The organism is Bacteroides sp. (genome assembly GCF_030151085.1).
Classification (GTDB): Bacteria; Bacteroidota; Bacteroidia; order Bacteroidales; family Bacteroidaceae; genus Bacteroides.
Window position 1 is genome coordinate 1 of the sequence record NZ_JASLER010000087.1, and the last position, 18,608, is coordinate 18,608.

15 protein-coding genes are annotated in these 18,608 nt (G+C 41.4%); 2 read left to right on the forward strand and 13 right to left on the reverse strand.

Annotation, left to right across the window (positions count from 1 at the left end; translation table 11 throughout):
- Positions 1-520 precede the first annotated feature (520 nt).
- Positions 521-1,006 (forward strand): DUF3836 domain-containing protein, encoded by a 486-nt coding sequence (locus Q1W14_RS18520; RefSeq protein WP_300704159.1) that lies wholly within the window; start codon positions 521-523, stop codon positions 1,004-1,006.
- A gap of 12 nt (positions 1,007-1,018) precedes the next feature.
- Here the strand turns inward: Q1W14_RS18520 and Q1W14_RS18525 are convergent, their stop codons facing one another.
- From Q1W14_RS18525 to Q1W14_RS18550, 6 genes are all read right to left on the reverse strand, one after another.
- Positions 1,019-2,362, reverse strand: a complete 1,344-nt coding sequence (locus Q1W14_RS18525; RefSeq protein WP_300704161.1) for a HAMP domain-containing sensor histidine kinase — start codon at positions 2,360-2,362, stop codon at positions 1,019-1,021.
- A gap of 155 nt (positions 2,363-2,517) precedes the next feature.
- On the reverse strand, positions 2,518-3,600 hold the full coding sequence (locus Q1W14_RS18530) for a trypsin-like peptidase domain-containing protein (RefSeq protein ID WP_300704174.1): 1,083 nt from the start codon (positions 3,598-3,600) through the stop codon (positions 2,518-2,520).
- Positions 3,601-3,625: 25 nt separating this feature from the next.
- Entirely contained in the window at positions 3,626-4,912 is a 1,287-nt protein-coding gene (locus Q1W14_RS18535) for a hypothetical protein (RefSeq protein ID WP_300704162.1), read from the reverse strand.
- A gap of 27 nt (positions 4,913-4,939) precedes the next feature.
- Positions 4,940-5,728 (reverse strand): DUF1266 domain-containing protein, encoded by a 789-nt coding sequence (locus Q1W14_RS18540; RefSeq protein WP_300704163.1) that lies wholly within the window; start codon positions 5,726-5,728, stop codon positions 4,940-4,942.
- Between the two features lie 33 nt (positions 5,729-5,761).
- The gene (locus tag Q1W14_RS18545; RefSeq protein WP_300704164.1) at positions 5,762-6,793 is read right to left on the reverse strand and encodes a DUF3137 domain-containing protein; all 1,032 of its coding nucleotides are present in this window, start codon (positions 6,791-6,793) and stop codon (positions 5,762-5,764) included.
- Position 6,794: 1 nt separating this feature from the next.
- Positions 6,795-7,373, reverse strand: coding sequence for a LemA family protein (locus Q1W14_RS18550; protein WP_300704165.1), 579 nt, complete (start codon positions 7,371-7,373; stop codon positions 6,795-6,797).
- A 291-nt stretch (positions 7,374-7,664) separates the two neighbouring features.
- Between Q1W14_RS18550 and Q1W14_RS18555 the strand changes: the two genes are divergently transcribed.
- Complete coding sequence (locus Q1W14_RS18555) at positions 7,665-8,219, forward strand: DUF3267 domain-containing protein (protein WP_300704166.1); 555 nt, start codon at positions 7,665-7,667, stop codon at positions 8,217-8,219.
- Here the strand turns inward: Q1W14_RS18555 and Q1W14_RS18560 are convergent.
- The 7 genes from Q1W14_RS18560 to Q1W14_RS18590 all read right to left on the reverse strand — a co-directional run.
- Positions 8,201-10,420, reverse strand: coding sequence for a HAMP domain-containing sensor histidine kinase (locus tag Q1W14_RS18560; protein WP_300704167.1), 2,220 nt, complete (start codon positions 10,418-10,420; stop codon positions 8,201-8,203). The two genes, Q1W14_RS18555 and Q1W14_RS18560, sit on opposite strands and share 19 nt — an antisense overlap.
- 62 nt (positions 10,421-10,482) lie before the next feature.
- The gene (locus Q1W14_RS18565) at positions 10,483-12,117 is read right to left on the reverse strand and encodes a hypothetical protein (RefSeq protein WP_300704168.1); all 1,635 of its coding nucleotides are present in this window, start codon (positions 12,115-12,117) and stop codon (positions 10,483-10,485) included.
- A 12-nt stretch (positions 12,118-12,129) separates the two neighbouring features.
- A complete protein-coding gene (locus tag Q1W14_RS18570; protein ID WP_300704169.1) occupies positions 12,130-13,257 on the reverse strand; it encodes a DUF4249 domain-containing protein in 1,128 nt (375 codons plus the stop codon).
- A gap of 35 nt (positions 13,258-13,292) precedes the next feature.
- The gene (locus tag Q1W14_RS18575; protein WP_300704170.1) at positions 13,293-14,258 is read right to left on the reverse strand and encodes a DUF4249 domain-containing protein; all 966 of its coding nucleotides are present in this window, start codon (positions 14,256-14,258) and stop codon (positions 13,293-13,295) included.
- A gap of 187 nt (positions 14,259-14,445) precedes the next feature.
- Positions 14,446-17,193 (reverse strand): TonB-dependent receptor, encoded by a 2,748-nt coding sequence (locus Q1W14_RS18580; RefSeq protein ID WP_300704171.1) that lies wholly within the window; start codon positions 17,191-17,193, stop codon positions 14,446-14,448.
- Positions 17,190-17,876, reverse strand: a complete 687-nt coding sequence (locus Q1W14_RS18585) for a hypothetical protein (protein ID WP_300704172.1) — start codon at positions 17,874-17,876, stop codon at positions 17,190-17,192. Before Q1W14_RS18585 ends, Q1W14_RS18580 begins: the two co-directional genes overlap by 4 nt.
- A gap of 75 nt (positions 17,877-17,951) precedes the next feature.
- The coding region (locus Q1W14_RS18590) for a glycoside hydrolase family 97 catalytic domain-containing protein (protein WP_300704173.1) at positions 17,952-18,608 on the reverse strand (657 nt) is incomplete at its 5' end.

Consider the following 18,608-nt stretch of genomic DNA (forward strand, 5'->3'; position numbering starts at 1 on the left):
ATGGGTTATGAGTTAAGCTATTCTATTCCGTTTGTCAGACACTTGTGTTTCTCTTGTCAGACACTAGTGCTTGTCATGATACACACCAGTGTTTGTCACGATACATGCCAGTGTCTGACGAGCGGAACACTAGTGTTTGACAATAGATAAGAATATTCACATTTCACCTGGTTACGAGTAAAATGGGTATTCAGTTCATTTCTGTATTTGAGAAGACCATGTGATAATGTTTAAATTTAATCAAGTTCTTTCTCTAATGAGCCATCCCCCGTCAGAGTACCTTCTGAGTAGGGTGTTTCTCCGACACCGAGGAAGGTGGGGTTCGACACCGAGGAACCCCTTGCTCGACACCGGGAAACAAGCCCTTCCTCGGTGTCGGAACTCAATCCGTTAACCTAACATTAACGTAGCGATAACCTAAAAGATTTTTGCCCCACCCTATCTTTGCAATGTCGAAAGGGAACAACTCACCGGAAGACAGAAAAATAAACGAAATGTATAACTTAAAAAATAAACAATTATGAAGGCTCTAGTATTATCAGTAATTATCGTAATGACATCCGTAGTAAACGCAGTAAGTGGCAACCGTACAAACAACTTTGCCTACAACACCGAAACGAACGGAGAACGTACAGAAACTCAAACCGTATTCAAAGTAGAGAATAACAAGTATCTGCACAACCATGTAAAGTACAACTACATCTACAACAACGACGGACGTATCCAACAAAAAGAAGTATTAAAGTGGAACGAAGCCACAAAGAGTTTTGAGAAGCACCACAGCCTGAACTTCTTCTACACAGACGACGTGACCATAGAATACGCTTTATGGAACGAGAAAGACAATGCCTATACCGACATCAAGCAGAAAGCCGTTTATCAGCAGACCGATGACAGCAACCTGCGCTATCTGAGTTATGAATGGAGCGAGAAGAACAATGACTGGAATCTAACGACTGACCATCAATTTACGGATGAAACCGTACAACTATTGGCCGAGAAGTAAGAGAAAACCAATTTAACTTCGGGGGAAGTGCAGCGTAAACTCACTGTACTCCCCTTCTTTGCTTTCCACCGATACCTTGCCGCCGTGTGCCTGCATCACTTGATAGACATAGTTCAGTCCCAATCCGAAGCCCGCAATCCTTCCCCCTTTACCGTTCCTGACGGAGGAAGCACGCTCAAACTTATTGAATATGGTCGACAAATCTTTCGCAGGAATGCCTGTACCGTTATCATGTACACTAATAAGAGAGTAATCACCCTCTGCCCAAGCTGTAATACGGATGGAAATATCTTGCCTGGAGTACTTCACCGCATTGTCTATCAGATTACTGAGGGCTTCCTGAAGAAACTCCCTATCCGCCCAGACTGTATCAGTCTTGAATTCCATCTCAAAACGGATGGGCTTCATGGCTATAGTCTTGAATTTCTCAATCATTTCCTCCATCAATGGCTGCACAAGAACTGGTGCCTTCGCCATCTTCATCTTTTCGTGCTCCAGTTTGGAGATAGTCAGCACCTTGTTGGTCAGGGCAAGCAAATGCTCGGACTCTTTAGCAATGATAGAATGAAAGTTCTTCCTCATCTCCGATTTCCCGTCCAGCTTACCGCTGCCCAGTGTATGATTGCTCATAATAATGGAACTGAGCGGGGTCTTCATGTCATGAATCATGGCGTATGAAAAATCTTCCCTCAATTGAGAAATCTTGTTCTGCCGACGAATAATATTGATTTGATGAATGATACAAAAGAGTATGATTACAAAAAGCAGAAGAGTACCTATCAAGAAGAAAAACATCTCACCTAATATCTCCCTATAAGGATTAAATACAGTGACCCGCACCCCCTTGGTAAAGTCCATACTCCAAGGAGACACACAACTTTGAATCATCTTTCCATTGCAAACCAAAGAAGAATCCTCTAACAAATCTTCTATATACCTATAATGAGTGGTATCTATGGCAACAGCCGTATCTATCTTGTAAGACAATACTTCCATACCTTGCAATTCCAGTTGAGAGGAGAATGTCGAATCCAGATAAGCATATTGAATAGGAACAGACAAACTATCGAGAACAGCCCGAAGTGTATAATTGATGAAATTTTCGTTATCATAGAGACTTCTACGTATGCGCCCTTTAACTTTGGGTGCTATTGTCATCACGGACTCATTACTGATAGAAGCATCTTCGAACCTGTAATACATCTCTTTAGTCACCGCAATATTAAATTGCTCATTGACATCCCTCTGTAGCCGTTCATTCATGAGCGCGTATGTTCTCTCGAACCACACGCCCTGCAAAGTCATGGCAGCAATAGTTGCCATGATAGTAATCAGCACATAAATCCTCTTCTTCATTTGTTCCTACAAAATGATTGACGACACAAAAGTAACAATTTCCTCATTTACAACGGTATTCTAACAACCGATTCTCTCCTAAATTCAAAGAAAATGCGGCTACCGGCAGATTATTCCACCCGGTAGCCGCATTTCGTTTTTATCATCCGGAGTTATTATTCTTCCTGTTTGGAATATTCCGAGAATTCGCAGCCAAACTGTTCTACCATCTTGTTATCCATCTCATCGGCACGCAAAGCAAGGTTTACCAGATTCCGGCAAATCTCGTCTTCGGATTCATCCGTAAGATCGGTCAAATGAATGCGGTAAGCCATATAAATCTGACGGCCATCGATGCCCAGCTTATAAGGAGAGAAGTCTTCGCTCAGCATATAGTCCAATACTCGCTCCACATCCTTCTTGGGCAACAAGTTGATAGGAGAAACTGCAAACAAATAGGCATTCTCGTAAACAAAGATACGTATCTCCGAACTACCTTTATGGAACGTCCAGGAATCGTAACCATCTCTTGCAAGAACCGGATTTACTCCCATTTCGGTGATGGCACGCTCACAAAACACGCTCAACGGTGACTGCTCACGCTCCGCAAAGACACCTTCGGGCAATTTCTCACCACAGGAAGGACAAAATTCTTCTTCTTCCCCTATCAGCTCGTCACAACTGTCACACTGTACCTGGAAGATGGAACGGTCTATATCGCCTACAGACTCCAGCAACTTGCGAAGTGCCTCCACCCGTACACCAAATCCCATATTATCGGCATTACTGAACTTGCTGACCGTCACACCCACCACTTCATTGTTTTCGTTGAAGATGGGACCTCCCGAATTACCAGGATTCACTGCCGCATCCGTCTGGATGTAATACTTGCCCTCCATCAGCTGCTTAGGAGAAGATACCGAACCTTCCGTCACCGTGAAAGGCATACCGTAAGGATAACCTGCCACACATACCTTTCCGCCGATAGCAAGTGAATCGTCTGCTGCCAGATTCAGTTCAGGAAAAGCCGAAAAATCACCTTCAGCAGCCAGCAAAGCAATATCCAGTGAAGGATTGACAAGCACCACCTTAGCAAAAAACGGATTCCGGTCATTATCATGGATAGCTACCGTATGAAAACCATTGACTACGTGATAGTTTGTTACAAAGAGGTTGTGAGACTTGAGGTAGAAGCAACTTCCGGAACCTCCGGCATGCGTTACTTTATATACGAGTTTATATATATCTTGGTTCATAATAAATATGTTTTTCGTTGTGATTAAGTTAGCCCATTAAGTTTCCCATCATCTTCTGCTGCAACTCGACCATCAAGCGGGAATATTCTTCCATATTACCGCTCATCATGGCTGCCGCCATCTTCTGCTGAAGTTCTTGCATATCGCTGCCTCCCATCGTTTCAGTCATCATTTGCTGTACTTGGTCTAGCACTTCGTCATCGTCTTCCAAATCACCTTCCATAATCTTATCCATAGCTTCATAAAGAATTTCGGAAGCCTCTTCTACGGGTTGGCTGCCTGCCTTCCGAAGTGCCTTGACTATGACGGCATTAATGTCATCCTGTATGTCACTATAAAAATAAGCCTCATAGAAGATATAGAGCAAGCGTACCGCACTTTGTTCATACCTTTCGGACTGAATGGCTTCAGTAGCCTCCTTATAAACATTCGCAAAGTTCTCTTGTACATTCTTCAAAGAAGAACGACGCTTGGTAGAAACCAATGTATCTACGAAATAAAGGTCTTCGGCAAGTTTTTCTTTCGGCATAGCAAGCAACTTTTCAAGGAAAGCCTTTCCTTTAGCTACAACTTCCGAAGTCGGTAGTTCGGCATCCATATCGTCTACCACCTTATCCAGGTCGTTGAGCAACTGCCCTTGCGGACGGGCGAAATATGAAATCTGATAGAACGTAGTATCCAGCACATTCCAGGAATAACCGTAACGACGGTCGGCATTGTACTCTTTCAAGGCGTCCAACGTTGCATGTCCCAAGGTTTGTATACCCTCGTAGATGCGGTCTATCTCTTCCTGAGGATAAGGAGTAACCTGCGGTTCGTAACAACGGGTAGCGCCGAACTTGGAGCAGAATTCATCATCATACTTATCACCTATATGACAGATGTTTTGTAATACAAAGTACATCTTGTGCGGATGGCTTTGTGAAAACGGGCAAACATACTCCATTTTCAACTTGTCATTGTCCTTCACAAAACGGGGTAACAACAGTTTGTTCAGGTTCAAATCGGCAACCTGGCGAAGCATCGCAACACGACCTTTCTCCGGCAGATTAAGGAAATCGGCATTGATATAGAAGAAACCTTCTTTCATGCGTATATGCACGAAGATAGAGCCGTGCGGAATGTGAAACTCCGTACCATCCGCATTGCCATATTTAGTGCGAAAATCAGCATTCAAATAGTCCAATAAGCAATGAAAAGCTTGCACATGTTCACCTTGATTATACAAGTCCACGCTCTGTTCGTATGCTTCCATACGGATGGAGCTTTGTGTGGAGTCCACTACGGGAGGGATAAAAGTAAGTGTTTGTTTCATATCACAATATCGTTTTAAAAGATGAGTTTACCATTTTATTTGCATCCAGGGACTCTTGGGATCAGAAAGCAAATCATCAGCAAATCCCTTCATGCTGGAATTATAAACACCGGTTCCTCCCCAGATAGCACGACCAAGGACATAGCTCATTGCCATATCATGCCAAGAGGTAAAATTAGAATGAGCCAGGTCGTAAGCCTTATCAATGTACTTCCAAGCTTCTATTTCAGAGATATATTTGGCATCGTAACAAGCACGAGCCATAAAATTCAGTCGCCCTGCATCCCAACCGATCACTCCATAACGGGCAATATCTTCTTTGCAAGCAAGAACCCCACAGCCAACCAATTCCTCATAAGTCTCTTTGAGATTGTGCAGTTGTTCAACTGCCTTATCATAATCTTCTTGGCTCGTCATGTTCTGCTGGAAAATTTGATCCTGAGCCTGCTCATCTTCAAGCAGAAAAGCCTGATAGACAAACGGGAAGTAATAATCAAAACCTTTCTGGCACAGGTAGTCCAGCGTTTCACGGGCATCATGGGCAGTACTTATTCCCCACCACTGACCTAAAATAGTAGGTAACTTGTCCTTGATGTCCAAGGTAAGCGTATTCAGATAACCACCTTGTTGCAAGGCGTACAAACTACCGATAGAGAGTTTCTTATACTGCTGTTCGGACAACTTTGACTTTGAATTCAAACGTATTCCTCCGAAAGCTCTGATCATCTTACGTACAAACGGCCATGCTCTAAAATAAAGAAAAGAGATTACCATAGCCGAAGCAACGCCCCAAAACATCCAATTGTTATTTTCCATCGTTCTTTTTGTTTTTATGTGTTTATTAATGAGTTAGTTCAACTTCAATTCATCCGCCACGTGACAAGACAGGTTTATTTCGTGGTAAATTTGTTCCAGCAGATGTTCATTATCCAAAGCTTGCTTGCGCAGGCACAGGAAACCATCAGGCATTGCTGCTGCATAGTAGAAGGTATTTTTATTGAAAGAAAGCATCATGTCGTGCCCGAAAGTTTCACGCAAACGGGTGATATGACGCATCATGGCAGGTGTCAGCAACATGCGGGCAGCTACCTCATCATCGGCATATACGGAGAAATATTTCTCAAAATCAAGATCTTCCAAATGCATGAATCGAGCATTATAACGCTTCTTTAAGCCTTGGATATTCTGTGCCAGATAGCCTACTTTCTGCTCCAGGTGATCGGGGAGAATAATGATACTACCCTTGAAAGCCTTCTCTAATCGGCACCAACCAAACATCCCCCGAAAATTGTGCGCACTGCTCTCAAAACGGGAAGCAAACAACGGACGGAGTACATAACGGTAAATCATCACAAAATATCCCGTTACAGAATTGAGCGCCAACTTATTCATCAAACCGTAGGAAACACCTATATCCGCTACATAAAAAGTTTGTTCGCCGCGCAGAATCTCCAAATATCCATAGGTTGTAGTTCCCAAAGCCGGATCTGAAAAGGAAGTGTTGAAAAGCTTGCTACCCGACAATATTTTATAATCCAACTGAGAGGCGAAGTCAAAGCAAACAGAAGGGAACATTGACGACATAATATTGCGCATAATATCATTTTCCTGCTCCTGAAACTTCACCAAACTACGGGAAAAGGCAAAACTCAGCACAACAAAACCCATAAAGACAGGAAAGATGTATTGCGTAATCACAGAATAGTTCTCCCACCCTACGCGCCCCGCCAGAAAACCACCAAACAGTACGAACATAAACCAGCAGAACACGAAAAGATAGACCACAATACTCAACGCACGTACTATCTTACGCCAATTATTCACCCTTGACAATTCTACACGCAGTTGCTGCGAGAGTTTCTTAAAATCAATCGTCTCCATATCACTGCTGCTTGAAAAGTTTACTTACATCCACATTCTGTTTCTCGTGTTCAGGAATGTCTATCAGCACCTCTGTGTGATGATTCTGCTGACGTGCTACAATAGAAGAGGGAAACATCTCGATGAAATTATTATAGTCGGTAACAGCAGCATTATAAGTACGCCGGATAGCTTGCAACTGTAATTCCATATCTTCGATATTTGACATCAAGCGGTGGAATTGTTGGTTTGCCTTCAATTCGGGATAGTCTTCTACAGAGAGCTGAAGCCTCGACAACAGGCCTGAAAGTTCATTACCATTCTTTATCTGCTCCGTTTCTTGGGAAGGTTGAAAGGTATGCGAACGGAGTTCCGTAATACGGGTCAGTATCTCGTTTTCGTGCCCCATATAAGATTTCACGGCAGCCACCAAATTCGGTATCAAGTCATTCCGCTGTTTTAGTACTACACAAATACCACTAAGGCATTGTTTCACTCGATTTCGCTTCGCAATGAGATTATTTGCTGCCCAGATATACCAGCATACCAGCAATACGATAAGAGCTATCCCGATATAAAGGAGCATCCCTTGGTTTTCCATAATTTTACTTTTTGAATAGATGAATAATAGTAGTAATGTATCTGTTTAGAAGATATTAGCAAATGTAGGAAGTAACCCATAAACACAAAAATAAAGCAGGGGGACAAATAAGGGGATACATTTAACCTATAAAATATTGCATTACAAATCATTACCTATAATTCAGGTGGGGGATATAAGGGGATATTCTGTTAACGTAATGATAACATTGCCATAACTTACCAAGATTTTTCATTCCCGTACCTTTGCAATATCAAGTTGAATGTGTGTATCACTAAACCCATAAAAATTATGACTAATAAAGCGAATTTCTCTATCGTACAAAGCAAGAAAGGGACCGAAATAGTACTTTCAAGCAGAAAGTTAACCAAACAGTTCTGGATAGCTACTATTTTGATATTAATGATAGGAACAGCCTTGTTTCTGGTAATTCATGGAAAAGGAATACCCAATATATCCCTTACCGTACTCCTTCTGTCTTTAGTGGTAGGAACAGGGGTAAATCTATTCATTCATTATCTCTTTTTCGGATTGTTCTCACCCAAAGGCTTTCGTTCGGTTTCAGTTATCCGCCATAAAGGAGGAATCTATACCTGCCACTGCAATGCACCGATACGGATGTGGCAATATAGGATTACCTGCCTAACTCCGGTCATTCTTTTGGGAATCTTACCTTTCCTGTATGGTATGGTAAATGGATATTTTCATATTACTGAACTCGGTTTGCTGATGTTCCTTACCGCTTTTGATGACGTCTATATCCTATGGCAACTACGCTCGTTCGAGAGGAATCTTTTCATCAACGACCACTACGAGGAAATACGTTTTCAGATCGATGGAAAGTAGAGTGTGAATTCACTGAAACGCCCTTCTTCACTCTCAACTTCTACCCGACCTTCATGTGCCAACATCACTTGCTGCACATAATTCAGTCCCAGACCAAAACCCGTAGCACCTCCTTTACTGCTATGGGTAGCTGCTACAGATCGCTCAAAGCGATTGAAGATGAGTGGCTGGTCTTTCAAAGGAATGCCCAGCCCATTATCACAGACTTTAATCTTTGAAAAGCCTTTCTCTGACTCGCAGATGATATCAATCTTTACTTCGTCATGCGAATATTTAATCGCGTTATCCACCAGGTTACCAAGCACTTCACGCAGGCAGAAAGCATCGGCATAAACTGTTTCACAACGATGGTAAACAACATTGAAATCGACTTTCTTACCAGCCTTTAAAGAGGTTTTAGCAATCAAATCATTGAGCAATGAACGTATAACGACTTCTTCTTTATTCAATTGTAAATGCCCCTTATCCAATTGGGTTAACACCAATACCCGATTGGAGAGTGTTAGAAGGTGCTCGCATTCGTCTGTCATTGCTTGCCTGTACTTCTCCTCTTTGTCTGGTTTATCAGAAAGTTTACCACTAGCCAGAATATGTGCACCCATTAGAATGGAACTTAATGGAGATTTCATATCGTGTATCATAGCATACGTAAAGTCTTTCTGAAACTGTCCTAACCTACGTTGCATCCGCAATACTTTTATCTGACCTAAGATACAGTCCAACATTACCAAAAACATCAATCCAAGAGGTAAGAACAGATACCAAACGGAACTGACAACATAGCGATAGGGATTCTTCACAATTCCTTGTACACAAAGAGTACTATCCTCTCTCAAGGGAATGAACCGGGAAGAAATATCAGAATACTTTGCAGAAGTGTAGCCCATTTCCGAGAGTGTACTATCCAAGGAAGAGGTATACTGGCGAATACCACTGTTACAAGTCATTCCTAATGCCGTCAAGCGGGAGGAAAAAGCAGAATCGAGGTATTGCATGGAAAAAGGAATATCAAATCCACTCTCATTAAATCCCTGTTGCATAATCAAAGCGGAACGAAGGCGATAATTCAGATCAATCGGATTGTATATATGCAGCACGAACAAACGACGAATATTATATCTTGACGGCTCTTTAAAAAGAAATTTCCGTTGTTCTTTGGCAAAAGGTGAATCAATCTGTTCTTTACCTTCAACGGTATCATCTTCCGCTGTTTGTGAATAGAACAAAGGAAAACGATTATACAAAGCCTCATCATAAAAAGCAGCCTCAAAACAATCATTCACTTGATAAGTGGTTTCCTCAAAAGCCGTGCGGTAAAGATAAACGAACCAAACTACCAACAATAGACAACTAGCAACCAAACCAATGATTGAAAATATCTTGTAGGAATGTTGCTTGCGGGTCTGTCTTAGCCGTTCACTCTCTTTAGCTCCTGTAAGGGTATGCTCTGTTGTTTCCAGTAAAGCCTTGCCTGAAACTTCAATATCTCCCCATTTCTTTTCAGGAATCTGCTTACATACCTCACCTATGGGCAGACGCATCTTCTCAGCCAGTAAATAAAAAGTAGAACGTTGCTCCTCTATATCACTTTGCTGTTTGATAATGGAATCCATCTGTTTAGCCCAGCAATATACCAGAAAAGCAATCAACAGGAGAGTAGGTAGAAACAAGTATAGTATATCCTTGACGAGTGGCATAAAAGGAGAAATAATAGTCGCTTCTATTGCTTCTCCTTTTTTCTCATTCAACCAAGCTTGCTCAGATATTACAGTTTTAAAGCGCCTATAGGGTGAATATTGACTATGATCTTCTACCGGATCAATCCACACTGTTCTATCTATATTCTTCCACTTCAGCTTCTTCTCCACCAATCTCGCCATTTCATCCAATGGGATGGTAACATGATATATATCCTCCAAAAAAGAAGCCGCCTGCTGATATTCCAAGAAAATCTCATCATCAAAATTTCTAGTACTATCTTGAGGAAGATATGTATAGAATGGGACTGTATAATCCGGAAATGGTAAATTATTAATCCGATTATCTACCGTTTCTATAAAAGCCAACCGAAAACATTCGTTCAACGCACGCTCCGCCTCTTTCTGATTGTTGTTATAAGCATATATCATACCGCCAACCTGCACTACGATTACCAACAACAAACCGACAATTGAAAGGATATAGAGGGAACGAAGTCTCATCTTGCTATTATTTTGAGGGCAAAGATAACACTTTTCTTAGGAAAGCCAGCTTTAGATTACACTCAATATGAATCGCCCACCCTAAACTCACTTTGCATTTTCACTTCTTTACCATCATTCGATATTCCTTGCAAAACAACAGAATAGGTTCCATCTAAATCAGATGTATAAAAACTGATTGTATCTGAATCTGGAACAACTTCGGGATTCCAATAAAGCGTATGACGAAAGTCAGGAATTCGGGAGTTGATTTGTGCTTCTGTTTGATAGATAGGAGCTATAAATGCAGGACGATTCTGTGGAAACTCATAAGAGAATAACTGCGAATTTTTATGCAGACGGATGTCAGGCATTGTGCCTTTGTGTGTTATAAACGAAACAATGCCATCATATAGTTCTCCTCCAAAAGTGTATTTTCCGGCATATCTGTGTATATAGTGCACTAAACGGGCACTATAATCCAGTATGGCTTCATGATCTTCAACCGGAACTCCATCCAGCAATACCAATGCTTTTTGATTGCTGAACTGTTTGATATCCGGTTGCAGTATCCTGAGTATGTTTTTGCCTTCCAGTTTACTTATACGCATTCCTGAAATAAACTCGGCAAATAATTCGCTTACTTTGCTAAAGCGGGTATATTCATCTAAATTGTAAGTTGATATAGGAACAAAATCATGCAATTGATATAATATACTTTGTTTATGAATAGAATCTACCGGCAAAATAGGATACAACTGTGCACCAAAACTACGCTCTATCAATGCCTCTTCTTGAATGGACAATCGGAGTTTAGGAAGTGTCTGCGCAACTATTCCGGCAAATGGAGAAACAAGCTCCAGTCTACAGGCACTTTCTTTTTCGGGCAGAGCAGTTAGTACAATTTCTTGCATATCCGTTACTCCGGTTGTATAGAAAACATAGATGCTGTCGGATTGAAGTTGTCCGTCAAAAACACGGATATCCTTACCAATACAGGATAATTGTGCATTTACCGAATTAGCTGTTTCACCTACCAACTTTCCTGTAACGATATGTCCTTCACATTCGGCAATAAAATGACGGTTTGGTCTATTGTTATCATTATTTCTGTTATTACTCACTACTGGGAAACCAGATAGTTTGCAGTCTTTTCTTACTACAGATACACTCATCTCCTTTACATCAGCAGGTAGTTTCGGCAGTACCAAAGTTACTTTACTACGGTTGCCATAGATAGGCTTATCTGTCAGTAAACATGTCGATAATTCCGGCTGATTACTTGAAATTTTAGAGAGAGTATCCGTTAAAAGCTTCACATCATCTTCTTCGTTTGCCTGAAAGGTATTCAACAATGCGATATATTTTTTAGGGAAACTACTTTCAATGCCATTTCTCATATAACGAGTATAGACCGTCAGTTGATAAGCACCCGTATGCATTGTCTGAGGGAGCTTAATGTGTCCCCATCCATTCCCATTTTGGAGATTGATTTTGCCTTGTGCATATACCTGTTTTGTATCTCCTACTTCAATATACGCTACTTTACTCATCTTACTTTCCTGTAATAGTGAGTCTATCACACAAACCTTTATCCACAAATATTCTCCTGCCAAGTAGCATTCTTTATCGGTATAGATTCTTATCGACTCAACAACCCGGGCATGCAGTCCTAATACTGTAACCCAAACAATTATAATAGTTATTATTCTTTTCATAATATCTTAGTATTAATTGGTTTCTTCTGGCCAAAAATCAGGCTTTTCAAGAGAAGCACCTAAATATCGTACATCTGTACATCCCCTAGGTGCCCATTTCATAGGAGGGTCAGCAACAGCAATTGCATACCCCATCATATATAATTCATAGTATGAATAATTATGTGTATCAACATCATCGCAATCATATGGATTTTCGTATTGTATATCATTGGTAGAAATAAAAATACGATATACCGCTACATTCATATTAACCCCTACATAGCCTATGACCTGTTTCTCAGAGTTACTACAACTTATATTAGTAGGTAATTGTGATGGTTGGGGAGTAAACAACCCTCCCATTTCCTCATTAAGTTTCACTTTGTCCTGATAATATTCATATTCTCCTACAGAGATTTTCCGTTGCTTCACCAATGTACTGTAATAATGGGAAACACGGTTATTGGTATGGTCAATAGAATACAGTTGTTTATCTTTTAAGTAATCGTCAATACTTAGCTCCGTAGTACCCACCATTATATCAGATGACTCATTATGACACCATCCCAGATAATATGGAGCTGTTTCATATTCAATTATTTTATCAATCGTTGGGTCATAAATGCTTGAAACTTTATACGCTGCTCTCACTTCCCAGTCTTCTTCATAGCTCCAAAGATAATATGCTGACCCCTTACTTTGAGTAGAAGCACGAATTTGGATTTCACCATATTCTTCCGGTTGTTCATAGGTGACATTATCTATCTCTTCTGTCTCTAATGGACGCTGAGGTTCCGAAGTATAAGTATCTCCATTATAATCAATCTTCAGGCTATAACTGACATCTTTGTTTAAAGTTCCAATAGCAACCTGGTACTTTCCATTGCCTAAATAGACTCCGTCAAAGCAAGAATTATCGCTTCCTACTACACAGACTTCAGCATTTATCTGATTATAGTCCTGCGGAAAGCTTTCCATATTTAAAGAGAAACTGCGACTCAAACAGAAGACTACGATACTATCTGATACTATATTGCCCTCAACTATAAGTATATCCGAATTACTCTCCGGCAAATGTGTATTGAATTTCTCGACACAATTACTTAAAGTAACCCAAAGTAAACACATCCAAATTCCTATGTTTATTTTGTTCTTCATATTTCTTTAGAATTTAATGTTTTATGTAATTGATATTAATCGGTTTCATCCGGCCAAAAGGTAGGTTTATCAAGGGTGGCACCCAAATATCGAACATCTGAACATCTCCTGTCTGCCCAACGATATATTCCTGCTCTATCATCCCAATAAGCAATACAAAATCCCATCGAATATAATTCAAAGTATGAATGCTCTCTCGTAAAAAGTACTTCTAAAGGATTACAATCATTAGGATTTTCATACTGTATATCGTTGTTGGAAATGAAAATACGATATTGCGTCACATTCATACTAACACCTACATAGCCTATTGTTTGTTTATCAAGATTATTGCAGGTGATATTCGTAGGTAATTGTGATGGCTGGGGAGTAAACAGTCCTCCCATTTCCTCATTGATTTTCACTTTCTGTTGCAGATATTCATGCTCACCTACCGATATTCTCCGTTGTTTTATCAGCGTGCTATAATAACGAGAAACACGGTTATCAGTGTGATTGATAGGATATAGTCGTTTATCTTTCAGATGATTGCCCATATTTGATTCTGTAGTACCCACTATAATACCAGATGACTCATTATGACACCATCCAAATTCGTATGTTACTGTATCATTAATAATTACTTCATCAGCTATTGGGTCATAAGTATACAGATTCTTATAAACAGCTTTCACTTCCCAATCTTCTTCATAATTCCAGAGATAATATACATTACCTTTGCTTAGAGTAGATAGACGGATGTAAATGTCTCCATATTCTTCCGGTTGTTCGTAGGTTACATTTTCTATTTGCTCTGTCTCTAATGGATATTGGGGATCAGAAGTATAGGTATCTTTATCATAAACTATTTTCAAGCTATAGCTAACACCTTTGCTTAATGTTCCAATTGTAACCTGATATCTCCCCTTGCCTAAAGGAATACCGTTGAAACATGAACCGTCACCTCCTACCACACTAACCTCAGCATCTATCTGATTATAATCTTGGGGGAATGTCTCCATATTTAAGGAAAAGCTGTGGCTTAAACAAAAGACAACTGTACTATCCGAAATACTTATTGCCTTCTACAATAAGTAAGCCTATATCACTTACAGGCAAATGTGCATTAAAGTTCTCCACACAATTACTTGTGGCGAAACATAGTAAACACATCAAAAATCCTATATTTATCATTCGCTTCATACTTCATCAGAATTTAATGTTGTATGTCAGAAAAGGAATAGGCGCACCAAAGATTGACATCTTATAGCCCTGAACCTTCCCCTTCTCAGACACATAATAAATTGAATAGACATTCTTTCTCCCGGTCAGGTTATAGACACCGAAGGAGATGGAACTATGAGTCAGGAGTGTCAGATGATGACTCGGTTCGATGTTGAATGCCAAATCGATACGGAAATAGTCGGGAATACGATAACTGTTACGGTCGGTATAATAAATCTGCATCTTTCTCAGGCTCTGATCGTAATACTGCCCGGCGGGTATCGTAGTAGGACGTCCTGTACTGTAGTCCATATTCATAGATACGCTATAGCGGCGGGTGAACTTATAATTGCCCACCATTTTAAAATCATGTGGTTTGTCATATTCCGTCGGATACCAATCGCCGTTATTGATGGGACGGGATATGCGCGGATCATTCTGACGCAAGAAAGTACGTGAGTAGGTATAACTCATCCAACCGTTCAATTTCCCTTCCGGCTTCTTCACCTGGAACTCAACACCGTAAGCATATCCTTCCGTGTTGATAACATCCATCTCCAGATGATGATTCATCAGCAATTGGGCGGAACTACGATAATCCAGGTAATCAGCCAGTTTCTTGTAGTATCCCTCCACAGATAATTCAAGAACTTGACCCGGAGTGTTGTAGTAGGCACCGGCGGCGAGTTGCCAGCCACGCTGGGGTTTGATATTCGCATCACTTAGTTTCCATGTATCAGTAGGCGACATAATGGTGGTATTCGATACTTTATGGATGTATTGACGCATGGTATTAAAACCGGCTTTCACAGAGAAATCGTCAGTGAAGGCATATCGTCCCGAAAGTCTGAATTCAGGGCCATGATAGGTCCGGATTACTTTGCCGCTTCCTACTGAAATAGAATCTACGACTGAAGAGGAAGAAGGCAGCATACCTTCCTGATAGGTATAATAAGTACGGGGACCCAAAGCATTGAATATGGAATAGCGGATGCCCGCATTGACTGAAAGCTTGGAAGTAATGTCCCATTGGTCACCCACATAAACGGCACTTTCCAATGCTCTATCCTGTTGGAGCACATTTCGTTTTACCAATGAGTTGGCACCCAGCGGCTCGTATGTTCCCGGATCTATGTTGTAGAATTGGCTTATCAAGCCGAAGTTCAGGACATGCCCATGATTGGTATCATAAACGAAATCCGCCTTACCGAACCATTGGTTGATGGCAAAAGACAAGCGGGCGGCAGAAGGTTCTTCCACTGTTTCGTCATTCTGGTAATCATAATGGTCGTAGCCAAAAGAGAAGTTGCCGGTCAGTTTCTCGTTGAATACCGACCTCCAGTTGGCCGAGAAGTTCATGTTGTTATAAGCATACTTCTGATTATCGTTGAAGGCAAAACGGTCGTGGCTGTAGTAACCATAGATATTCAGTTTGTTGCGTTCGTTCACGGTATGTGAGAAAACCCCTCCCATATCATAGAAACCGGCCTTACCATCCCGATAACCGCTCTTTTCAGGTAATGTCTTCATTATCCAGTCCGAATAGGTGGTACGTCCGTTCAGAAGCAGGGAAGTCTTCTCCTTGATGATGGGGATCTCGAGGTTCAGTTTGCTGGTGACAAGGCCGATACCTGCAGAACCGGTGAACTTCTCCTTACTCGCTTCTTTCCCGGTTATATTCAATACAGAAGCAATGCGACCGCCATACTGGCTGGGAACACTGCTCTTATAGAGTTCAGCATCCTTTATCATATCAGAATCGAACACCGTGAAGAAGCCGAAAAGATGGTTAGGGTTATAAATGGTGCCATTGTTCAGCAGTAGCAGGTTCTGGTCGGCGGCACTTCCGCGTACGTTGTAACCGCTGGATGCCTCGCCCACAGTCTTGATGCCGGGAAGGGTCTGGATCATCTTCAATACATCCACTTCACCCATGGCGGTGGGGATATTCTTCAGCATGGAAGGTTGGATCTTCTCCATGCCCAACTGCACACTTTTTACGTTATGCACCCGGCCGGAGGTGATAATCACTTCGTCCAGCATGTGGTTCTCTTCTTCCAGCTCGATGTTGGCAATGCCATCGCTGTAGGCCATGAATTGCCGACGGGTTCCTTTGATGTTCACGCCGCTGATTTCAATGACATTGTATCCTACGGGCAATTTGATGCAGTATTCCCCCCGGCGGTTGGTGGTAGTGGCAATCCATGGCTCACGATGAACAATATTGATACCTTCCAAGTTCTGACCGGTCTTAAAATCGGTGATCTTTCCGGTCAATGTAACCAGGTTTTCAGTAGAAGCTTTATGCTTGTTACCTATCTCATAGACTTTATTTTCAGACGAAGAGTTCACTACAGGAATGTAAGTAGGGAGCTGTTCATCTATCCCCCGGGAGGGCTCCCCTTTCAGGATTGAGGGCAGGGAGGTGGAAAGGAATACATCCGGCAGAACGAATATCTTATTGCCATATACCGTTACTTTATAAAAAGTGCCGGACAAAGCTTGCTGAAGATGTTCGGCTGTGGGATTTTGTACCGTTGTCCGTTTTACTTTAAAGGGATTGCTAATGGTGGTATAGATGTGGCAGGAAGTACTTTTCTCGACAGCATCCATCAGTTCGAAAACGGAAATGCTATCAACAGACAATCGCTGTTGCTGTGCAAATACGGTATAGGAAGGTAACAAAAGAAGTAGGACTCCTATATACTTAATGAGGTGTATGTTTGTCTTCATGGTTGCTTATGTATTAGAGAGTCCGTATATTGAGTTAATGCAAGCATAGCTTGTGCACGAGAATCCTCTTTGAAGTTCAATTTTTCTTTCCGGCAAAAGGATTTCAGTTCCTTCTTGATATTCGGAAATAGTTTTAGAAAATCAGAGCGGGAGGACAATGTAAAGTCTGTACCATCTTTACGAAGGTTGAAGACAATGTTTTTCTTGAATTGGCTGTAATAGAAGTCTTCTTTCTTCACCTGCGCTCGCAAGGTAGAAACGATGTACTGTGTCAAGCATAGCTGAGGACTTTCGTATAGTAATGCAGCATAGTTATCGCCTTGCTGCACAAACTTCTGGCCGTTTATCACGAAGTAATCCACCTTTCTTAAATCTACCTGCAATGCGGTTTGCTTATTCGGAGTAACCACAATCAGAAGTTTCTTGTAAGTATCATAACGTAGCTGTATGTCAGTATATAACCAGCCGTTGTAGTGTATGGCCCCGTTGCAAAACTCCTCTGTACCCCAATAAGGATGGTTGAGGTATTTCTGCAAGTTATAACTTACTTCTGTTTTACCTGTGTAAAGAGCAGCATAATCTCCTGCCTCTTTTCTGAATTCATCAAAAGCAGCCTGTTGCGCACTGACTGAAGGCAGAATACAAAAGGCGCAAAGTAGCATAAAGATGTGTGTTTTTCCCATAAGCACTAAGTATTTTAAGTAATTAGATTTTATAGTATCGAAATCAGGGTAACTGCATGACATTACCCTGATTCTCTATTTTGAATGATGTCTGACATGCACTACCGCACCTCCGTCTTTAGCAAGCGGCAGTTCTATCATATCTTTCTTAGTAACCTTGCGCATCTCCTTGTTCAAATGGTTTGCATTCTCGTTTACATCTTTTGCGTCTGTATAGATAGTAGCCTGATATTCTCCTTCTCCCAAGAAATCGAGTTTCAGCTGCAAGGTGCGTGCAGTGCTGTTGTTCAAGGTACCTACCCACCAATCGGTACCGTTGCGACGGGCTACGGTAACATACTTGTTCATCTCCGCCAAGGGTACATGCATTTCATCCCAGGTGCCGGGAACGGTGCGTAATACTTCAAAACCGGGTTGTCCTTCGTATGCTTCGGGGGTATCACACAAAGAAGTAAGATGGTTCTCCAATACTACGTACATGGCCAGCATGTGGCAACGGGTACTCATTACGTGGGGATTGACATATTGTATTTTAAAATCTTTACGGTTCTGTGCGCGGAAGCCACCTAAATGGTAATCCGTAGGACCTGCGAGCATACGGGTAAACGGAATGGAAATATCATGGTCGGCATTCACCAGTGTATCCCATTTACAGACCTCATAGTTGAGTGTTCCTTCACGGGTGAACTCATTGGGATACGTACGTACCAATCCTGATGGTTTGCTCGACCC